Annotated in this window: 17 protein-coding genes; 6 read left to right on the forward strand and 11 right to left on the reverse strand. The window is 35.7% G+C overall.

Annotated features, from left to right (window positions below; translation table 11 throughout):
• The first annotated feature begins 131 nt into the window (after window positions 1–131).
• Window positions 132–1,049: a PorP/SprF family type IX secretion system membrane protein gene (locus AC3IS6_RS19395; protein ID WP_489164934.1), complete on the forward strand. Its 918-nt coding sequence runs from the start codon at window positions 132–134 to the stop codon at window positions 1,047–1,049.
• 11 nt (window positions 1,050–1,060) lie between these two features.
• Complete coding sequence (locus AC3IS6_RS19400) at window positions 1,061–3,001, forward strand: OmpA family protein (protein WP_489161788.1); 1,941 nt, start codon at window positions 1,061–1,063, stop codon at window positions 2,999–3,001.
• A gap of 156 nt (window positions 3,002–3,157) precedes the next feature.
• Here the strand turns inward: AC3IS6_RS19400 and AC3IS6_RS19405 are convergent, their stop codons facing one another.
• From AC3IS6_RS19405 to pyrR, 7 genes are all read right to left on the reverse strand, one after another.
• Window positions 3,158–3,670, reverse strand: coding sequence for a CAP domain-containing protein (locus tag AC3IS6_RS19405; protein ID WP_489161789.1), 513 nt, complete (start codon window positions 3,668–3,670; stop codon window positions 3,158–3,160).
• 177 nt (window positions 3,671–3,847) lie between these two features.
• Window positions 3,848–4,492, reverse strand: a complete 645-nt coding sequence (gene pdxH / locus AC3IS6_RS19410; protein WP_395342965.1) for a pyridoxamine 5'-phosphate oxidase — start codon at window positions 4,490–4,492, stop codon at window positions 3,848–3,850.
• 137 nt (window positions 4,493–4,629) lie between these two features.
• Window positions 4,630–5,535, reverse strand: a complete 906-nt coding sequence (locus tag AC3IS6_RS19415; RefSeq protein ID WP_395342967.1) for a ribonuclease Z — start codon at window positions 5,533–5,535, stop codon at window positions 4,630–4,632.
• Window positions 5,536–5,623: 88 nt separating this feature from the next.
• Window positions 5,624–5,956, reverse strand: a complete 333-nt coding sequence (locus AC3IS6_RS19420) for a ribonuclease Z (protein WP_173967629.1) — start codon at window positions 5,954–5,956, stop codon at window positions 5,624–5,626.
• Window positions 5,957–6,250: 294 nt separating this feature from the next.
• On the reverse strand, window positions 6,251–7,177 hold the full coding sequence (locus AC3IS6_RS19425) for an aspartate carbamoyltransferase catalytic subunit (protein ID WP_310284080.1): 927 nt from the start codon (window positions 7,175–7,177) through the stop codon (window positions 6,251–6,253).
• Between the two features lie 84 nt (window positions 7,178–7,261).
• Window positions 7,262–7,903 (reverse strand): DUF6891 domain-containing protein, encoded by a 642-nt coding sequence (locus tag AC3IS6_RS19430; RefSeq protein WP_489161792.1) that lies wholly within the window; start codon window positions 7,901–7,903, stop codon window positions 7,262–7,264.
• 42 nt (window positions 7,904–7,945) lie between these two features.
• Window positions 7,946–8,485 (reverse strand): bifunctional pyr operon transcriptional regulator/uracil phosphoribosyltransferase PyrR, encoded by a 540-nt coding sequence (pyrR, locus tag AC3IS6_RS19435; RefSeq protein ID WP_489161794.1) that lies wholly within the window; start codon window positions 8,483–8,485, stop codon window positions 7,946–7,948.
• Between the two features lie 399 nt (window positions 8,486–8,884).
• On the opposite strand from pyrR, the gene AC3IS6_RS19440 reads away from it, so the two are divergent.
• From AC3IS6_RS19440 to AC3IS6_RS19455, 4 genes are all read left to right on the forward strand, one after another.
• Entirely contained in the window at window positions 8,885–9,478 is a 594-nt protein-coding gene (locus tag AC3IS6_RS19440; RefSeq protein WP_489161795.1) for a dihydrofolate reductase family protein, read from the forward strand.
• 137 nt (window positions 9,479–9,615) lie between these two features.
• On the forward strand, window positions 9,616–10,182 hold the full coding sequence (locus AC3IS6_RS19445; RefSeq protein WP_489161796.1) for a Crp/Fnr family transcriptional regulator: 567 nt from the start codon (window positions 9,616–9,618) through the stop codon (window positions 10,180–10,182).
• Window positions 10,183–10,254: 72 nt separating this feature from the next.
• Window positions 10,255–11,331 (forward strand): DUF418 domain-containing protein, encoded by a 1,077-nt coding sequence (locus tag AC3IS6_RS19450; protein ID WP_489161797.1) that lies wholly within the window; start codon window positions 10,255–10,257, stop codon window positions 11,329–11,331.
• Between the two features lie 46 nt (window positions 11,332–11,377).
• Window positions 11,378–11,776, forward strand: coding sequence for a VOC family protein (locus AC3IS6_RS19455; protein ID WP_489161799.1), 399 nt, complete (start codon window positions 11,378–11,380; stop codon window positions 11,774–11,776).
• Between the two features lie 81 nt (window positions 11,777–11,857).
• On the opposite strand, the gene AC3IS6_RS19460 is transcribed toward AC3IS6_RS19455, so the two are convergent.
• From AC3IS6_RS19460 to AC3IS6_RS19475, 4 genes are all read right to left on the reverse strand, one after another.
• Window positions 11,858–14,602: a fibronectin type III domain-containing protein gene (locus tag AC3IS6_RS19460; RefSeq protein WP_489161801.1), complete on the reverse strand. Its 2,745-nt coding sequence runs from the start codon at window positions 14,600–14,602 to the stop codon at window positions 11,858–11,860.
• Window positions 14,603–14,828: 226 nt separating this feature from the next.
• Window positions 14,829–14,990, reverse strand: a complete 162-nt coding sequence (locus AC3IS6_RS19465; RefSeq protein ID WP_489161803.1) for a hypothetical protein — start codon at window positions 14,988–14,990, stop codon at window positions 14,829–14,831.
• 87 nt (window positions 14,991–15,077) lie between these two features.
• A complete protein-coding gene (locus tag AC3IS6_RS19470) occupies window positions 15,078–16,697 on the reverse strand; it encodes an ABC-F family ATP-binding cassette domain-containing protein (RefSeq protein ID WP_489161805.1) in 1,620 nt (539 codons plus the stop codon).
• A gap of 219 nt (window positions 16,698–16,916) precedes the next feature.
• On the reverse strand, window positions 16,917–17,720 hold the full coding sequence (locus AC3IS6_RS19475; protein WP_489161807.1) for a TlpA family protein disulfide reductase: 804 nt from the start codon (window positions 17,718–17,720) through the stop codon (window positions 16,917–16,919).
• Between the last annotated feature and the right edge of the window lie 101 nt (window positions 17,721–17,821).

A 17,821-nucleotide genomic window follows, 5' to 3' on the forward strand; every position in this document is an offset into this window, starting at 1 on the left:
ACAAACACATAAAGAAGCTTTTTACGATTAATTAATAAAAAAATCCTTATTTTTGAATATACAAATGCATAGACTTTTTTTCGATTCTAATTGATAAAAAAGTAGTACTAATGAAAATAATAAATACCACTATGAGAACAAAATTATTTTTCTTCGTCATTATGTTTGTAACAATTGCAAGTTATGCCCAACAAGACGCACAATTTACGCAATACATGTACAATACTATAAACATCAATCCCGCTTATGCCGGATCACGAGGAGCTTTAAGTGTTTTTGGATTGTACCGCACCCAATGGGTTGGACTTGACGGGGCTCCGGAAACCAGTGCTTTCTCTGTCAATAGCCCTATAAACAACAGTAATCTAGGAGTAGGAGCCTCTTTAGTAAACGACAAAATTGGTCCAACCAATGAAAATAACATTTCTGTCGACCTCTCTTATACTGTTCAGACCTCAGCCGATTTTAAACTTTCATTTGGTATTAAAGGAACAGCAAACCTGTTCAATCTCGATATCAGCAAATTAAATCCGGAGAGTCAGGGAGATCCACAGTTTCAGGATCTAAACAATAAGTTTTCACCAAATGTGGGAGCCGGAGTCTATTGGCATTCTGATAAAGCTTATATCGGTTTGTCTGTACCCAATTTTATCGAAACCAATCGGTTTGATGATAACGACTATGCTATTTATAAAGATAAAATCAATTATTACTTAATAGCCGGTTATGTGTTTGATTTAGACCAATACCAATACATCAAATTCAAACCTGCCTTACTGACCAAAATGGTTGAGGGAGCACCGCTTCAGGTAGACGTTTCTGCAAACTTTATGTTTATGGACAAGCTTGTGGTTGGACTAGCGTATCGTTGGAGTGCTTCAATAAGCGCCATGGTAGGGTTTCAAATAACCGACGGTCTTTATCTTGGTTATGGTTACGATCGTGAAACCACCCGCCTGAACAACTATAATTCAGGATCACATGAGATATTCCTGCGTTACGAATTCTTCAAAAACAATGGTAAAATGACAACGCCACGTTTCTTCTAAAAATAATGATTATGAAAAATTATATACTCCTTTGCTTAACAATTATCTGTTCTTTTTCATCCGGCAGTTATGCGCAACAATCGAAAATTAATACTGCTGATAAAAACTACGATAATTATGCGTATATCAACGCTATTAAAACCTACGAACGTGTAGCCGATAAAGGATACAAATCAGACGATTTGTTTAAGAAGCTCGGAAATTCTTACTACTTCAACTCTAACTTTGAAGCAGCCGCGAAATGGTATGGTGAATTATTTGCTATGAATACCGTTGTCGAGCCTGAGTATTACTATCGATATGCACAATGTTTGAAATCAACCGGGCAAACAGCTAAGGCTGCTAAAATCATGGAAGAATTTTCGGCTAAATCCAAAAACGACGACAGAGCGAAATTATATACCGAAGATGTAAACTATCTCGACAAAATTAAAGCCAATTCAGGCCGATACAAAATCGAAGATGCCGGAATCAATTCTAAATACTCCGACTACAGTTCCTTTGTGTATAATGGTAAAATATACTTTGCCTCTGCCAGAGATACCGGAAACTTTTCACAGCGTAAACACAAATGGACCGGAGAGTATTTTACTAATTTGTATTTTGCCGACACTGACCCTGCTTCCAACAGCGTTGTTAAGGTCAACAAATTTAAAACATCCCTCAACACAAAGTTTCACGAATCTTCTCCCGCTTTTACAAAAGACGGAAAAACGGTTTATTTTACGCGAAACAATTACATCAATGGAAAAAAAGGAAAAGATGATAACAAAATTACTTTAATCAAAATATACAAAGCTACTCTTGAAAACGGAAAGTGGACCAACATAACCACACTTCCTTTTGATAGTGATAATTACAGTACTGCGCATCCAACACTGAGTCCTGATGAAAAAACACTGTACTTTGCCTCTGATATGCCTGGAACTGTAGGACAATCAGACATTTACAAAGTGAGCATCAACGGTGATGACAGTTACGGCACGCCTCAGAATTTAGGCAAAGGCATTAACACCCAGGGAAAAGAAACATTTCCGTATGTCACCAGTGAAAATGAAATTTACTTTGCTTCCGACGGACATCCCGGTCTGGGAGGTCTGGATGTTTTTGTGGGTAAAATTGAAGACAACGGAACCATAAGCAGTATACAGAATCTTGGAGCAGATGTCAATTCGCCAAAAGATGATTTTGCCTACATTATTGATCCCGCTTCCCGAAGAGGATATTTCAGTTCTAATAAAGATGGTGGACAGGGTTCTGACGATATTTATAAATTCCTAGAAACCAGAAGACTTCAATGTATACAAGAGTTAAATGGAGTTATTACAGATGCCGAAACCTTAGCGATTTTACCAAATACAAAACTAACGTTATATGACAATCAGGGAGCTATAAAAAGTAATACCATTTCGGACGCAACAGGTTTTTACAGCTTTCCTGTCGAATGCGGAAAAACGTATAATGTAAGAGCCGAAAAAGAGGATTATACAACCAAAGAGATAAACATTACCATTGGAAAACTCACCGGAAAAACCAGTCTTCCTATTGCTTTGGACAAAGCAACCTGCAAAGTCGCTGTTGGTGATGATTTAGGAAAATGCTTTGGAATTAAAATGATCTACTTCGATCTGGACAAATCAAATATTCGTACCGAAGCTGCACTGGATCTGGAAAAAATACTTGATGTATTAAACAGTCATCCAACTATGAAACTTGATATTCGTTCACATACAGACAGCCGCGCTACGCACCAATACAATGCAGCCTTGTCTGACAGAAGAGCAAAATCGACTATTGCATGGCTGGTTAAAAATGGTGTTGCCAAAAACAGACTAACCGGAAAAGGATACGGGGAAACCCAACTGGTAAATGGCTGTTCTGATGGTATACCGTGTACAGAAGAACAACATCAAATGAACAGAAGAAGCGAATTTATTATTACAGCCCTATAGCTTTAAAACTCTAAAAATTCCAAAATTCAAATTCCAAATTCCATGTTCGTGGAATTTGGAATTTGAATTTTGGAATTTATTTTTTTTTATAAAAAAATCGTTGCAATTCTTTGAATTACAACGATCAATAAAAACTAAACCAGTCCAATATTTTCTCTACATCTTCACAAAGATGTTCGTATAGTATTTTTTACCTGTTTGGGAATCAACTGTCACTGACAAACCAAAATGAGTATAATCTCCTTCGATATTTGCTTTATGCCCAGGGCTATCAAGCCAGGCTCTTAAGGCTGCTTCAGAAGTTTTATAATTGTAAGCTACGTTCTCGCCTACTTTTTTAGCTCCTAAAACACTCATGATATTATTAGAACGAGCAGTAAAATCATTATGATCGACTACATTATTTGCAATCATGTATTTGTTATGCTCTTCGCATTTAAATGAAACGTGATTTACTCTTTGCAGAGCATTCAGACCGATACTTACCCTATAATCATTGATAAGTTTCATGGATTCGATTTCAGAATCATTGTAAGTGTAGCTGGCAACAACAGTTTCGACAGTAGTACTGTTTTCGGTAGCCTCTGCACTATCCGCTGAACAGGAGTTCATTGCAACAAGTAGGACAACCATTGCAACGAACCTCATGTTATGCATCATCTTTTTCATAATCACATAGTAGTTTAATTTTTAAAGTAGATGTTGGGGCAAATCCTTTAAACTCTTTATTTAGATAAATTGATCTGTTTCTTTTTCTTACTCAAACATATCAAATATATCGTTAAACTACAAAAAAAATCGATGAACTACATGACAAACCTATAATAAAATATAATTTTCTTACAACTATGAAGATAATCGTTCAATCTTCCATGAAAAATCAGATTGACTCTGGTAACGAATCCTGTCATGTAATCTATTGGGTCTCCCCTGCCAGAATTCTACCTCTAAGGGAGTTACTAAAAAACCTCCCCAATTTTCGGGTCTCGGAATCTGTTTTCCTTCAAATTCTTTCTCTAATTTTTTCAAATTCTCTTCCAGAAAAGTTCGGGACGGAATCACTTCACTTTGCTTCGAAACAATCGCTCCCAATTTACTTCCATCAGGACGAGAATCAAAATAACCATCGGATATGTTCTCAGCTGTTCGGGTCGCAATTCCTTTTATGATTACCTGACGTTCCATTTCCTGCCAAAAAAAAGACAAACAAACATGTGGATTCGCGGCAATTGCTTTTCCCTTTTCTGAATCATAATTGGTATAAAAAATAAAACCTTCCTCAGAAAACTTTTTTAACAAAACCACTCTGGATTTCGGAAAACCGTCCAGTCCAATTGTCGAAACTGTCATGGCGTTGACTTCTCCGTTTCCACCGAAATCTTCCACCTCATGAAACCATCGGTTAAAAAGATTAATTGGATCTTCAGGAATATTCGTTTCTAATAATTCGCTCTTTTCGTAAGATTTCCTATAATTGCTTAAATCGTTCATGATTTTATATTTTAGATTGTACGTTGTGAAATGTGGTTTATTGATTGACTAAAAAATCTACATTATTTTACATTTCATTATTCACCATTCACATTCCATAATCTACATTTCACTATTAACTATTTACATTTTACAACTTAAAACTCAAAACTTCTCCCATCATCTCCTAAAAGGATGTTAGGAAAAACGGTTTCAGCTTCTTCTTTAAAACGTTCGATACCATCATATCGCGTTGAATAATGTCCTAGTACCAATTGTTTCGCGTTTGCTTTAAGTGCAATTGCTGCCGCTTCTTTTGCGGTTGAATGTAACGTTTTGAGTGCTAATGCGGCTTCTGATTCCAAAAAGGTAGATTCGTGATATAAAACATCAACATCCTTTATTAATGGAATTATCGCTTCATGATATACTGTATCCGAGCAAAAAGCATAACTCATTGGAGGAATTGGATCAAAAGACAGCTTTTCGTTTTTTATCACAGTACCGTCATCAAGTGTAACGTCACCACCTCCTTTTATTTTTTGATAATATGCCGTATGAATGTCGTATTGCTGAACAGCCTCTACATTCAATTTTCGGTCACCGGGTTTTTCCTGAAACAAAAATCCGTTAGTGTAAACACGATGTTTTAACGGAATCGTTTTTACAATTACCTTGGTGTCTTCAAAAATAACTTCACTTTCTGTTGATTCCAGTTCATGAAAAAACAAATCATAAGTGGTCCAGGAATTGGACAATCTCAATTGCAGAGTAATGATCTCCTTCACTCCTTTCGGTCCATAAATATGTAAATCGGTAGTACGTCCTAAAAGTGCAAAAGTCGAGATCGTTCCAATCAATCCAAAAAAGTGATCTCCATGCAAATGCGAAATAAAAATATGATTTATTTTAGAGAATTTAATTTTATTCTTACGCAGTTGCACCTGCGTCCCTTCGCCGCAATCAATTAAAAACATTCTATTTTTAATCTCTAAAACCTGCGAAGTCGGATTGGTAATTGTTCTGGGGGTTGCGGCATAACAGCCAAGTATGGTAAGCTTCATTTTAGATTGTTGATTTTAGATTCTAAATTGAATACATATTTTAGATTCCAACATTCAAAATCTAAAATCTGAACTCTAAAAGCTACAATTAAAATCCTAAGTCTCTTTCGATCTCTTCCATTTCGATAATATCATGTGCTTCCAAAAGCGATGGAACTACAAGTAATTTATCTGAAACAGCATTAAAGTCAAGATCCGAAACCACTATTACAAATGATTTTTTGGCTTTTTTCTGTTGCTTGGCCAAAGGTAAAAAAAGCTTTACCTCTTTTTCAGACACATCATTATCTGCAGACAAATCGATTATAATATTTTGTTTTTCAAAGGTTTTGAACTGTTGCGTTACTTTTTCCAAAAAAGCATTAAAATCTCCCTGGGTATCTTTAATTGTAACGGTATGTCCTTTTTGATCTACTTTCATCTTCTAATTTATAGGCGCTGTTAGAGAGCTAAGGTACGATTTTTTTAGTATTCAGTCGCAGTCGTTTTTTTTAGTTTTCAGTCGCGGTCGCAGTAAACAGTTTTAACTTTGTGTAGTTCAAATTCTGATCTTCACTGAAAACTGAGACTATTTTTCAGGCGAAGTCGCTTTTTGTAGTATTCAGTCGCGATTGCAGTAAACAGTTTTAACTTTGTGTAGTTCAAATTCTGACCTTCACTGAAAACTGAGACTGGGACTGAAAACTGAGACTGAAAACTGAAAACCGAGACTAAACTACTGAATCTTAGAAGCCAGTAAATAAATAACGGCCATTCTGATCGCTACTCCGTTTTCGACCTGATTCAAGATCACAGAATGATTTGAGTCAGCAACTTCAGAAGTAATCTCTACCCCTCTGTTAATTGGTCCCGGGTGCATGATTACAATTTCTTTTCCAAGAGAATCCAGCAATGGTTTATCTACTCCGTACTGCTGTGCATATTCACGTGTAGAAGGAAAGAAATTCACATCCATACGTTCGTTTTGTACACGAAGCATATTGGCAACGTCACACCATTCTAAAGCTTTGCGCAAATTTGGTTCAACCGTAACACCCAGAGATTCGATGTATCTTGGAATCAGTGTTTTTGGCCCGCAAACCTTTACTTCGGCACCCTGCATCTGTAAAGCATATATATTAGATAAAGCAACTCTTGAATGCAGAATATCACCTACAATAACTACCTTTTTTCCGGCTACATCACCTAATCTCTCTCTAATAGAATAACTATCTAATAAAGCCTGTGTTGGGTGCTCGTGCGCTCCGTCTCCAGCATTCACAATACTGGCTTTGACATTTTTGGATAAAAAATAAGCCGCTCCGGGGTTGGAGTGGCGCATTACAACCATATCAACTTTCATTGAAAGGATATTATTTACAGTATCAATCAGAGTCTCTCCTTTTTTAACCGAAGACTGAGCTGCCGAAAAACTAATCACATCAGCTGATAGTCTTTTTTGTGCCAACTCAAAAGAAAGCTTAGTTCTGGTACTGTTTTCAAAGAAAATATTGGCAATGGTAATATCTCGTAATGAAGGAACTTTTTTAATGGGTCTGTTAATGACTTCTTTAAAATGATCGGCAGTTTCAAAAATCAGGTTAATATCATTTTCATTGATATATTTAATTCCCAATAAGTGATTTACGCTTAATTCTTTCATTTTTATTTCTTTAATATTTATTTGTCAAATTCTTGAATTCCTGACATACTCAGTCTTTCAATGCTGCTACAAAGAACAACTACTTTATTGAATCATTCTTTCTACAACTTCACTGTAATCCTGTAAATCTCTGGCATCTTCATCAAAAAGATGTTGCCATTTGAAACCTGGAATTTCTATTTTTGTTCTCGCAGATTCATTCCAATTTAGAGTGAAGCCGTTATCTCTTAGAACTTGGGCAACTACTTTACCTACTTCTATTGTTGTCGCATCATCACCATTATCTACTTTCTGAAAAGCGATAAACAAACTTGAATCTTCTACAGCTACTCCTCTTGCTAAATCTTGTTCGTGATAAAAGCAATATCCATCAGATTCTACCTCGTTTTCACGTAACACTCTTTCTACCTCAACAACTTCATATTCGCCATCTGATGTGGTATAACCCGCATTATGAAGTGCAATAATATTTCTATCTGCCAATTCATCAAATGCTTTTATTAATCTTTCCGTATCTGTTGGACTTTTCCATTGTTTACTTTCTGAAAGTAATTTTTGGTTTTCTTCTCTTATTTTATCAAAAGCCCACTCTTCAGAGATTTCATCCTCAAATTCGTTGTCTTCAATTTCTTCCAGAATGTTTTCCTGAATCTCATCAAGAGACAGAAACCCCATTCTAACTTGGTTAAAAATTGATTCATAAATAAAAGCTTCATTCTCTGTCATCCTATTTTTATTTATTCGTTTAACCGTTGCTTTATTTAATCGTTAATTTGTTATCAAATAGACTACATCTTCACCTTCATTTTCTTTCCAGCTTACTTTTACTTTTTCACCATTAATAGCATCTACCTGACGACCACGATAATCGGGCTGAATTGGCAGATTGCGACTAAAACGTCTGTCAATTAACACTAACAATTCAATTTCTGAGGGTCTACCAAAAGACTGAATTGCGGTTAAAGCAGAGCGAATGCTGCGTCCGGTAAACAAAACGTCATCAATAAAAATGACTTTTTTATTTTCAACTATGAAATTGATTTGGGTTTTATTGGCTTCAAGCGGTTTATCTGTACGACGGAAATCGTCTCTGAAAAAAGTAATATCTAAATATCCCAGAGAAATTTCAGGTGTCTTGTATTCACTCTCTAGTATTTGTTTTAAACGTTCTGCTAAGAAAACACCCCTCGGCTGAATTCCGATTAAAATAGTATCTGAAAAATCAAGATGTTTTTCGATTAACTGACAAGCCAAACGATGGAGTATGATAGTAACTTCTTTTGAATTAAGTAATACTTTTTGGCTCATAGTTAAGTGTAATGTTTGGTTGGGCAAATATACAAAATCAGAATTTATTTGTTGCCTCTTTCTAAATACAAATATTGGAATAAATTTTTAACATTGTACGATCACAAAGCACCATTCTCAATTCACCAGAAATGAGCAATATTGGGAAAAGTTCAATAGAAACGATCTATATTACAAAAACATCATTCAAAATTCCGTAGGAATGAAGAATACTGTAGCAACGAATTAAACAACATTAGCGAAAGTTCCGCAGGAACGAACCATATTACAAGCCCTTATTTCAAAGCATGAAACAGTACACAGATAAAAATCTACTACTGCAACACCTTCAACCCGCATTAATTCAATCCAATATTTCTTGTTATTTTATTATATTTGAGAAACCAAAAACTAAAAATAATGAGAAAAATAATTGCCTTAGCAATGATTACACTCGATGGGGTTATGCAGGCACCGGGCGGCCCTCAGGAAGATACTTCGGGCGGTTTTGAATATGGAGGCTGGGTCGCACCATTTGGTGATGAATCATACAGCAAGGCCATGGAGAAGCAAATGGAACCTTCGGATATTCTTTTAGGTAGAAAAACCTTTGATCTTTTTGAATCTTACTGGCCTGAGCATGCTGCTAACTGGCCCGGAATTAATGAGGTTACTAAATATGTCTTATCTGCAAGCCGAAAAGATTCTCAATGGAAAAACTCCGTCTTTTTAAAAAATGCAGAAGATATCCAAAAACTCAAAAATTCAGAAGGCGATGATATTAAAGTTTGGGGAGGCGCCTCCATCATTCAATTTCTGCTTAAAAATGATTTAGTTGATGAACTGTGGCTCAAAATTCATCCTTTGCTTCTTGGAAAAGGAAAAAAACTATTTAACGACGGTGCAATTCCAACTTCATTTGTACTAACTGACCATACAATCACCTCTACGGGAGTTATTATTGCCAATTACAGCCGAGCGGAATTAGTGAAAACCGGTACAATTGGAGATTAAAAACAGTGTTTAAGAAACAACCACATTGGCATTGAAAAAACTATTCCATGTCTGTGGTACATTTCCTTACACCTCAACAATCTAAAATAAACCAGTAATTACAACTCTCTTAAAAACGAATATTTCCAAAAAAAAGAATGAACTCTTATCTAACAAAAATAGATGTTTTTATAAACAGCCTTGATCTGGAAATCTTAGCCGTTTTAAATAGTATCTCAACTACCAAGACGTTAAAAAAAGGAGAGTTTTTATTACGACAAGATGAAATTTGCTCCAAAAGTTATTTTATAGAAGAAGGAATCGCCAGAAAGTATTACCTCGATGATGGAAAAGAAATCACGACAGAATTATATTTTAAAGATGATATAGCGGTATCTTTTAATAGTTATTGTCTGCAAAAGCCAAGCAAAGAATTCATTCAGGCCGTCACAGATATCACCATTTCACAAACTGACTTTAAAGGATTTCAGAACGCAAAGAAACAATTCCCCAAATTAACAGAATTAGATTTAATGCTCACCGAGTATTACGCAATTTGGTTAGAAGACCGACTCTTTCAGTTTCGTACACTGGACACTACTACCCGCTACCTTAAATTAATTAAAGAACATTCGCATATTATTAAAAACATACAGCTTACCCATATTGCTTCTTATCTGGGAATATCGCTGGAAACACTAAGCAGGATCCGGTCCAGGATTTAAATGTATTATTTGACCTAAGTCAAATTTCTCGCGATTTTTCATTTCGACATTTGTTTCATAAAATATAAAAAAATGAAACAAAGAATCGTAGGATTTGACCTGGCAAGATCATATGCCATCTTCGGAATGTTTATTGTTAATTTCAATATGGTTTTTGGCTCCCATAACGACCAAAGTGCCGTTGCACAATTTATGTCTCTTTTTAGCGGTAACTCGAGCTCCGTATTTGTGATATTGGCAGGAATGGGAATTGCGCTTATGACCAACAGAGCTGAATATACTCCTGTTGAGAAAAACAAGCTGAGAAATACGATCCTCAAACGAGCAGGTTTTTTATTTATCATCGGGCTTTTGCTTAACCTGATCTGGCCCGCCGATATTTTACATTTTTACGGCTGCTATATGTTTCTAATTGCTTTTATACTCTTTTTAAACAAAAAAATTTTTCTGCTTCTGGCTGCTGTGGCGGTCTTTAGTTTTCACTTTTTAATTCTTATCATCCCCTATGAAACGGGCTGGAACATTGCCTCTTTTCAATACAATGATTTTTACACCCTGAACGGATTTATCAGAAACACCTTTTATAATGACTGGAATTCTGTTTTTCCCTGGATTGCTTATTTTCTCTTAGGAATGTATCTCGGAAGACTAAACTGGAGTAGTATAAAGGTTCAAAAAAAAATGTTTAGGATTGGATTTTTAGTGTATGTATCGATAGCATTACTTCAATTATTGTCCGGCCAATTTGCACTTTCAAAGGATTTACATTTATTTATCAATGCGGACTACCTCCCTCCATACCTCCCTTTTATGTTAAGTACATCCGGATTTGCTCTGATGCTGATTGCCTTCTTTATGTACATCGGAGAAAAAATAGGAGACAACCGATACGTACAAGATTTTGCTCCAACAGGTCAAATGACACTAACACACTATATTTCACATCTTACTATCGGGATCATTTTATTTTCTTTTCTGATGAACAGGAGTTTAACCCAAGATCCAACCGATCAGGAAGCGACAAAACCAATTTATATTTTACTGTTTTCAATTGCATATTTTGTACTCAGTTATTACTTTAGTAGTCTTTGGGCAAAACGCTTTAATAATGGCCCGTTTGAAACTCTTATGCGAAAAATAGCCCGCTAATTAAAATGCATCAAAATTGTATCCATTCATTTTAAAACTATAGATTATGAGAGCAAAAGTAATCGGAATTCCAGTTCAGGATCAGGAAAAGGCCTTACAGTTTTATACTAAGAAATTAGGTTTTGTAAAAAAGCATGACGTACCTCTGGGCGAAAACAACAGATGGCTAACCGTTGTTGCTAAAGACGAACTAAACGGAACTGAAGTTTTACTGGAACCATCGCCAAATCATTTCGAACCGGCCAAAACCTATCAAAAAGCACTCTTTGAAGCCGGAATTCCATACACCCAATTTAACGTTGATAATCTTCAGGAGGAATATGACCGTCTAATTAGTCTTGAGGTTGAATTTAGCATGAAACCAACAGAAATGGGAAATGTAAAAATTGCCATACTGGATGATACCTGTGGAAATAAAATTCAGCTTATTGAAATGTTGTTCTAATATTTCGTGCGATCTCCTTATCTAAAAAACAAAATCCCATTCGCCGTGGCAAATGGGATTTTGATATTTTTTATTTGTTTGTTACTTCACAATTAGTTTAGCTGTAAACAATTTACGGGAATGTATTTTTAGAATATAAACTCCTTTTGGTAAATCCTGATTGATTAGAGAAAACTTATTATTGTTTACATTTTTTGTAGCATATAATAATTTCCCTTCCATGCTGTAAATTTCTATTTCATCAATAGGATATTCTGACTGAATAAAAGTTTCTGTATTGTTATTCGTTGGATTTGGATACACCCTCAAACCATTATCAATTTTAAATTCATCGTTACCCAAATGCGGATCGATTACTTCAAAAGTAACTCTGTTTGATACTTCATTGTATGAATCATTGGTAAACATAACTAAAAAGTATTTTCCTTTTTCCGTAGGTAATTCCGGAGCAACAATATTTTTAGTTCCTTCAGAAAGCCCTTCAAAGTAAGTATAACTCACCAACGGTTTTTCATTAGGATTATCGCCTTCATGGTAAATTCCCAACCAGTCTTTTACAATTCCCGGAGCATCCGTCCAGGAAGCTGTAATTTGTTCACCAAGATCGTAAACTGGTTTATTGATCCATAATTCGGTAACTACAGCGCCAATTTTAAAGAAAACCTTATTCCCAATCGCATTAAATCCATCCTGTAAATAATACTCGGCATAATAATACCCTTTTGGCAGTCCAGTAAAAGATTTAGCATCTGCAACGGTTGTAACGTATTGCCAGCTTGTTGCTGTAACTCCGGATCCCGGATTAACACCCATTCTGTAGATCCCAATCCAGTCTTTTGCCAATTGCGGACCATTACTGTAATTAACAATCACAGGAGTACCAACAGAATACTCGGTTTTATCAGTAGTTAACACCGGAACCGGTCCTACATAAAAATACTTACGGGGTGCAATTTCAGTATATCCTCCATTTGAAAATATTGCGGCATAATACCGTCCTTTATTCGCCAGTCCGCTAGGGAAATTAATAAAACCACTTGTACTGCCATCGGTATATTTCCAGGTTTGTGATGGCGTAGAAGCCCCCGGCGTCTGTCCTTCTTTGTACAACCCGATCCAGGTCGAGGTACTGGCTGGAGCATCCGTATAATCAACTTTTATAGCTGCACTTTGCAAATAGGTCAAAGCATCTGTAACTATTGCCGTATTTACGGTATTACTTCCGGTAATCGTAAAAGTCTGAACATCACTCCAAGGCGACCATTCCAAATTGCGGTCTCTGTATCTTAATTTTACATAGTACTTACCATTTGGAAGTGAATTAGAAGCCAAATCCATTTTTGTAATATCTACGCCGAGATTAACATTTACGGTTGAATCTTTTCGGGTTCCATACTTTCCGTATAAATTTTCGAAATCACGGTATACTTCTTTCTTAACAATATCGAAAGTTGGTGTCTGAGAAATTAGAAATTGACTGGTGTTTAATTTCTCATCTGTACTGGTACTATAAGCTGACCCGGATACGGTTAACGGTAAAGTACTTGTCGCTGTAAAAGTATTCGTGATCGAAGGTTTTGTTGGTGCGGCCTTGTTTTTATATCGGTGAAATTCATCCATCAATTGGTTGTTTTTCCATTTATCAACACTTCCTATCGAATAGCTTTCGATATCCATTTTTCCGTTTGCAACATCAATATCAACAATTTGATAAATCCAGTTACAAATTGTTTTTTGTACGTCATCAAAATCCTGCTCTGTAGAAGATCCCCAATATTGATCCCAGGCTGTACCTCCTGAAATAATATTATAAGTAGGTGTATTTTTCAACTGTCCTCTATGATAAAGATGATGGTGCGCCCCAATATGCATCGAATATTTTGGAGATGTTACCAGTAACGGAACGGCAGTATTACGAACCCATGTTGAAATATCACCCACATACTGTTCTGCCTGATACGGTCTGTGACTTAGGGAAAAGATCCACTCTACTGTAGGATCAGCATTTGCTGCCGCAAGAACCTGTTGCAGCCAGGTTAGCTGCGCTGCTCCGGTATGCTCTGAACTTAAACTAATAAACAAAACATTACCGGCTTGTTGTGCATAGTAATTCTCTGTTCCTGACGAAATACCTTTATACGAAAGTTCGCTTATATAAAAATGATCGTAATAGGAGTTCATACCAAGTGTTCCATAAGTTTCATGATTTCCTACAGTGGTCTGAATTGGTACGTTACCAGACAAACCTCTGTTCTTTTTAAAATGCACATTTTCGTAGTGATCTAAAGTTCCTACATCCACCTGATCTCCAACCATAAAAGTCATAGAGATATTATCATCCGGAGATGCGTCTTTTCCCCATTTCTGTCTGATCTTTCTTTTGGCAGCTGATACCAAGGAATCATAACGCGGCACAGCTTTCAACTGGTTGTCCCCCATTATCAAAAACCGGATGTGTCCATTTGATGTGGCAGCCTGTCCCGGATTGGGTAGTGTTTTAAAAGAATAAACCGAAGACACATCTGCTCCGGTTTTTATTCTGTAGTAATACTTCGTATTCGGCGAAAGATTTAGCAGCTTCGCACTATGATAGAAATAATTCCCAGGATAACCAGAATCTGTAAAAACATTTGTATTACCGGTAACGGTAACATTAAGACTAGTGGCTGTCGTCCCATATTCTACAATAGATTCCGGATTACTGTCCGTTTTCCAGTTAACATAAATAGATGTCGGTGTCGCATTTTGTAAATAAGGAAATAAGGTTTGTGCTTTCGAGGCATAACTCAGCCCCAGAAGGAGGAATAGAAAGTAAAGTTTTTTCATACGTTGTTTTTGTTTTAGACCAAACAAAAGTATTCTACCAAAATGCAATAGCTTTTAAGAGAACATTACCTTTCCCTTATCTTTACTTATCTTTATTGTAAAGTTGTTTAACCTTTTGAGTACAATTGGTGTTAATCTAAATCATAGAACTTTCCAATCAAATTATGTAAGATCTTTTTTATTGTTTGGTGTAATTTTAAGGTATACGAATTAGAATACTAGATTCTTAAAAACTCAAAGTCATGCAAAATATAATTAAACGTTTGTTAATGGTATTCGTGATACTATTTTCATTTACGAGTTGTGAAGTTATCGGAGACATTTTTAAAGCCGGAATGGGTTTCGGAATATTTATCGTTATTTTCATTATTGCGATACTTATATTCATTTTCGCTAAAGTGTTTGGCAAAAAATAAGCATAAAAAAAATCCCGTTCACATAGCGAACGGGATCTCTCTTATTATAAATTATAAAATTACAAATTGTACATTTTCTTTCTTAATTCCTGGATTTTTTCATCATCCAGGTATTCGTCAAATGTCATGTAACGGTCAATTGCTCCGTTTGGTGTTAATTCTACTACTCTGTTACCAACGGTTTGTGCAAACTCGTGGTCATGTGTGGTAAAAATCACGGAACCTTTAAAATTTTTCAAGGAGTTGTTAAACGCTGTAATCGACTCCAAATCCAAGTGATTCGTTGGTTCATCAAGCATTAAGATGTTGGCTCTTTCCATCATCATTCGGGACAACATACAACGTACCTTTTCTCCTCCTGATAATACACGGCTTGTTTTTAATGCCTCTTCTCCTGAGAAAATCATTTTCCCTAAGAATCCTCTAATAAAAACCTCATCACGCTCTTCTTCTGTTTTGGCGTATTGGCGTAACCAATCTACCAAAGTCAAATCATTTTCAAAGAAAGAATGATTCTCAGCCGGTAAATAAGCCTGATTAGTCGTAATTCCCCAATCGAAAGTTCCTGCATCAGCTTTTTGTTGGTTGTTCAAAATTTCGTAGAAAGCTGTTGTAGCACGTGAATCTTTAGAGAAAAGAACAATTTTATCACCTTTTGCCATATTCAGGTTTACTCCTTTAAACAAAAGATCTCCTTCTACAGAAGCTTCTAAATTTTCTACATTCAAAATCTGATCTCCTGCTTCACGATCCTGATCAAAAATGATCGCTGGATAACGACGGCTTGAAGGCTTAATATCTGAAATATTCAATTTAGAAATCATCTTTTTACGAGAAGTTGCCTGTTTTGATTTGGCAACGTTCGCACTAAAACGACGAATAAATTCTTCTAATTCCTGTTTCTTTTCTTCTGCTTTTTTGTTTTGCTGTGCACGTTGTTTTGCTGCCAATTGGCTGGACTCGTACCAGAAAGTATAATTTCCTGAGTAATGGTTTATTTTTCCAAAATCAATATCAGAAATATGTGTACAAACCGAATCTAAAAAGTGACGGTCGTGAGATACTACAATTACAGTATTTTCATAATTTGCTAAGAAATTCTCTAACCAGGCGATTGTCTCGAAATCCAAATCGTTGGTAGGCTCATCCATGATAAGCAAATCCGGGTTTCCAAAAAGTGCCTGCGCCAAAAGCACACGTACTTTAATTTTCCCTTCTAAGTCACCCATTAAAGTATAATGATGTTCTTCATTAATTCCTAGATTAGACAACATCGAAGCAGCGTCAGAATCTGCATTCCATCCGTTCATTTCTTCAAACTGAACCTGTAGTTCTCCAATTCTGTCTGCGTTTTTATCGTTGTAGTCCAGATAAAGTTCATCCATTTCTTTCTTAACAGCGTACAAAACTTTATTCCCCATCAAAACAGTTTCCAAAACGGTATGCTCATCGAACATGTTGTGATTCTGGTTCAAAACCGACATACGTTTTCCCGGTTCCAAATGAATGTGCCCCGAAGTTGGATCGATATCACCTGAGATGATTTTTAGAAAAGTAGATTTCCCAGCACCGTTGGCTCCAATAACTCCATAAATATTCCCATGAGTGAAAGTAGTATTTACTTCGTCAAACAAAATTCGTTTGCCAAATTGAACTGATAAATTATTGACTGTTAACATGAATGTCTTTTTAATTAATTTTGTGCAAAAGTATGAAAAAAGGTTCAGAGTTGCAAAGATGTAAAGGCTCTAAGTTTTTTGTATTGTGAAATGTTATTTGTAAGATGTTTTTTTGTGAAATGCTGATTGTGAAATGTGAGATGTTAATTGTGAAATAGGTCGCTTCATTAAACACACTAAGTTTTCACATCTTACTTTTTACTTTTTACATCTGACAAATCACATCTGACTTTCCTTAGCCAAGGCGACTTCTAAACTCTCAAAATTAGGAAGCACTTTAACAATCATCCCCTCTTTGTTTAAAATAAAATGAGTTGGGAATGAATTCAGTTGTAAAGCTTCATTCATATATGTTTTCATATTTGAAATTACAGAATAAGCTAAAGGTTTCTTTGCCAGAAACAATTTAAGTTTTTCCGGAGCATCTTCCGCCAGACTCATAAAAACGATATCTTTTCGGTCTTTGTATTCTTCTGCCAGACGGTTCACCTGTGGAAATTCCCGTATACAAGGAGTACAATGGATGTACCAGCATTTTATAACAATTATTTTCCCTTTCATCGATTCATTTGATACCAGATTCCCATTCAAGTCTTTAAACAAAAACTTTGGAAATGGAGTTCCTTCCATTTTATAATTCTTAAGCGCATCAAAGCCAATCTGGTTGATAGTTGCTTTTATACTGGTATCTGAACCTACCTGAATCTCGAATAATTTATAATAGTATCTAGAATCTTCTGATTTTAATCTAATTGGAATACAATTTCCATTGGCCAATTGGTCCAAAAAAGATTCTTTTGAAATTTCTTTAGAAAGGATGTCCAATGCTATGAAATCTCTCGAAAGCATAATATTTTTACTTTGATAGGCAGACCAATCGTTAAAAGTTCTTTGAATCTGAATGGGATCAACTTCCTGGGATCCGAAATTGGTTTGAGCAGTACTTATGGCGAAAAAGAGAAGAAGTGTAATTAGGCTGATAAATTTCTGCATGGATTCTGAGATAATTGTATTTGATTTCAAAAGTAGTGAAAGTTTTTTTTAACCGCAAAGACACAAGGTTTTCGCAAGGTTCGCAAAGTTTTTTTTAAAGATTGTGACGCAGATGAAACAGATTCGTTTCA

Source organism: Flavobacterium sp. KH_035 (assembly GCF_057839565.1).

Excerpts from the sequence above, each read along its gene's own strand:
- AC3IS6_RS19420 (WP_173967629.1), bottom strand. The coding sequence starts at position 5,956 with ATGAAAGTAGATCAAAAAGGACATACCGTTACAATTAAAGATACCCAG.
- AC3IS6_RS19395 (WP_489164934.1), top strand. The coding sequence starts at position 132 with ATGAGAACAAAATTATTTTTCTTCGTCATTATGTTTGTAACAATTGCA.
- AC3IS6_RS19425 (WP_310284080.1), bottom strand. The coding sequence starts at position 7,177 with ATGAAAGAATTAAGCGTAAATCACTTATTGGGAATTAAATATATCAAT.
- AC3IS6_RS19440 (WP_489161795.1), top strand. The coding sequence starts at position 8,885 with ATGAGAAAAATAATTGCCTTAGCAATGATTACACTCGATGGGGTTATG.
- AC3IS6_RS19405 (WP_489161789.1), bottom strand. The coding sequence starts at position 3,670 with ATGAAAAAGATGATGCATAACATGAGGTTCGTTGCAATGGTTGTCCTA.
- AC3IS6_RS19415 (WP_395342967.1), bottom strand. The coding sequence starts at position 5,535 with ATGAAGCTTACCATACTTGGCTGTTATGCCGCAACCCCCAGAACAATT.
- AC3IS6_RS19445 (WP_489161796.1), top strand. The coding sequence starts at position 9,616 with ATGAACTCTTATCTAACAAAAATAGATGTTTTTATAAACAGCCTTGAT.
- AC3IS6_RS19450 (WP_489161797.1), top strand. The coding sequence starts at position 10,255 with ATGAAACAAAGAATCGTAGGATTTGACCTGGCAAGATCATATGCCATC.
- AC3IS6_RS19400 (WP_489161788.1), top strand. The coding sequence starts at position 1,061 with ATGAAAAATTATATACTCCTTTGCTTAACAATTATCTGTTCTTTTTCA.
- pdxH (WP_395342965.1), bottom strand. The coding sequence starts at position 4,492 with ATGAACGATTTAAGCAATTATAGGAAATCTTACGAAAAGAGCGAATTA.
- AC3IS6_RS19460 (WP_489161801.1), bottom strand. The coding sequence starts at position 14,602 with ATGAAAAAACTTTACTTTCTATTCCTCCTTCTGGGGCTGAGTTATGCC.
- AC3IS6_RS19455 (WP_489161799.1), top strand. The coding sequence starts at position 11,378 with ATGAGAGCAAAAGTAATCGGAATTCCAGTTCAGGATCAGGAAAAGGCC.
- pyrR (WP_489161794.1), bottom strand. The coding sequence starts at position 8,485 with ATGAGCCAAAAAGTATTACTTAATTCAAAAGAAGTTACTATCATACTC.
- AC3IS6_RS19470 (WP_489161805.1), bottom strand. The coding sequence starts at position 16,697 with ATGTTAACAGTCAATAATTTATCAGTTCAATTTGGCAAACGAATTTTG.
- AC3IS6_RS19430 (WP_489161792.1), bottom strand. The coding sequence starts at position 7,903 with ATGACAGAGAATGAAGCTTTTATTTATGAATCAATTTTTAACCAAGTT.
- AC3IS6_RS19465 (WP_489161803.1), bottom strand. The coding sequence starts at position 14,990 with ATGAATATAAGTATCGCAATAATGAAAATAACGATAAATATTCCGAAA.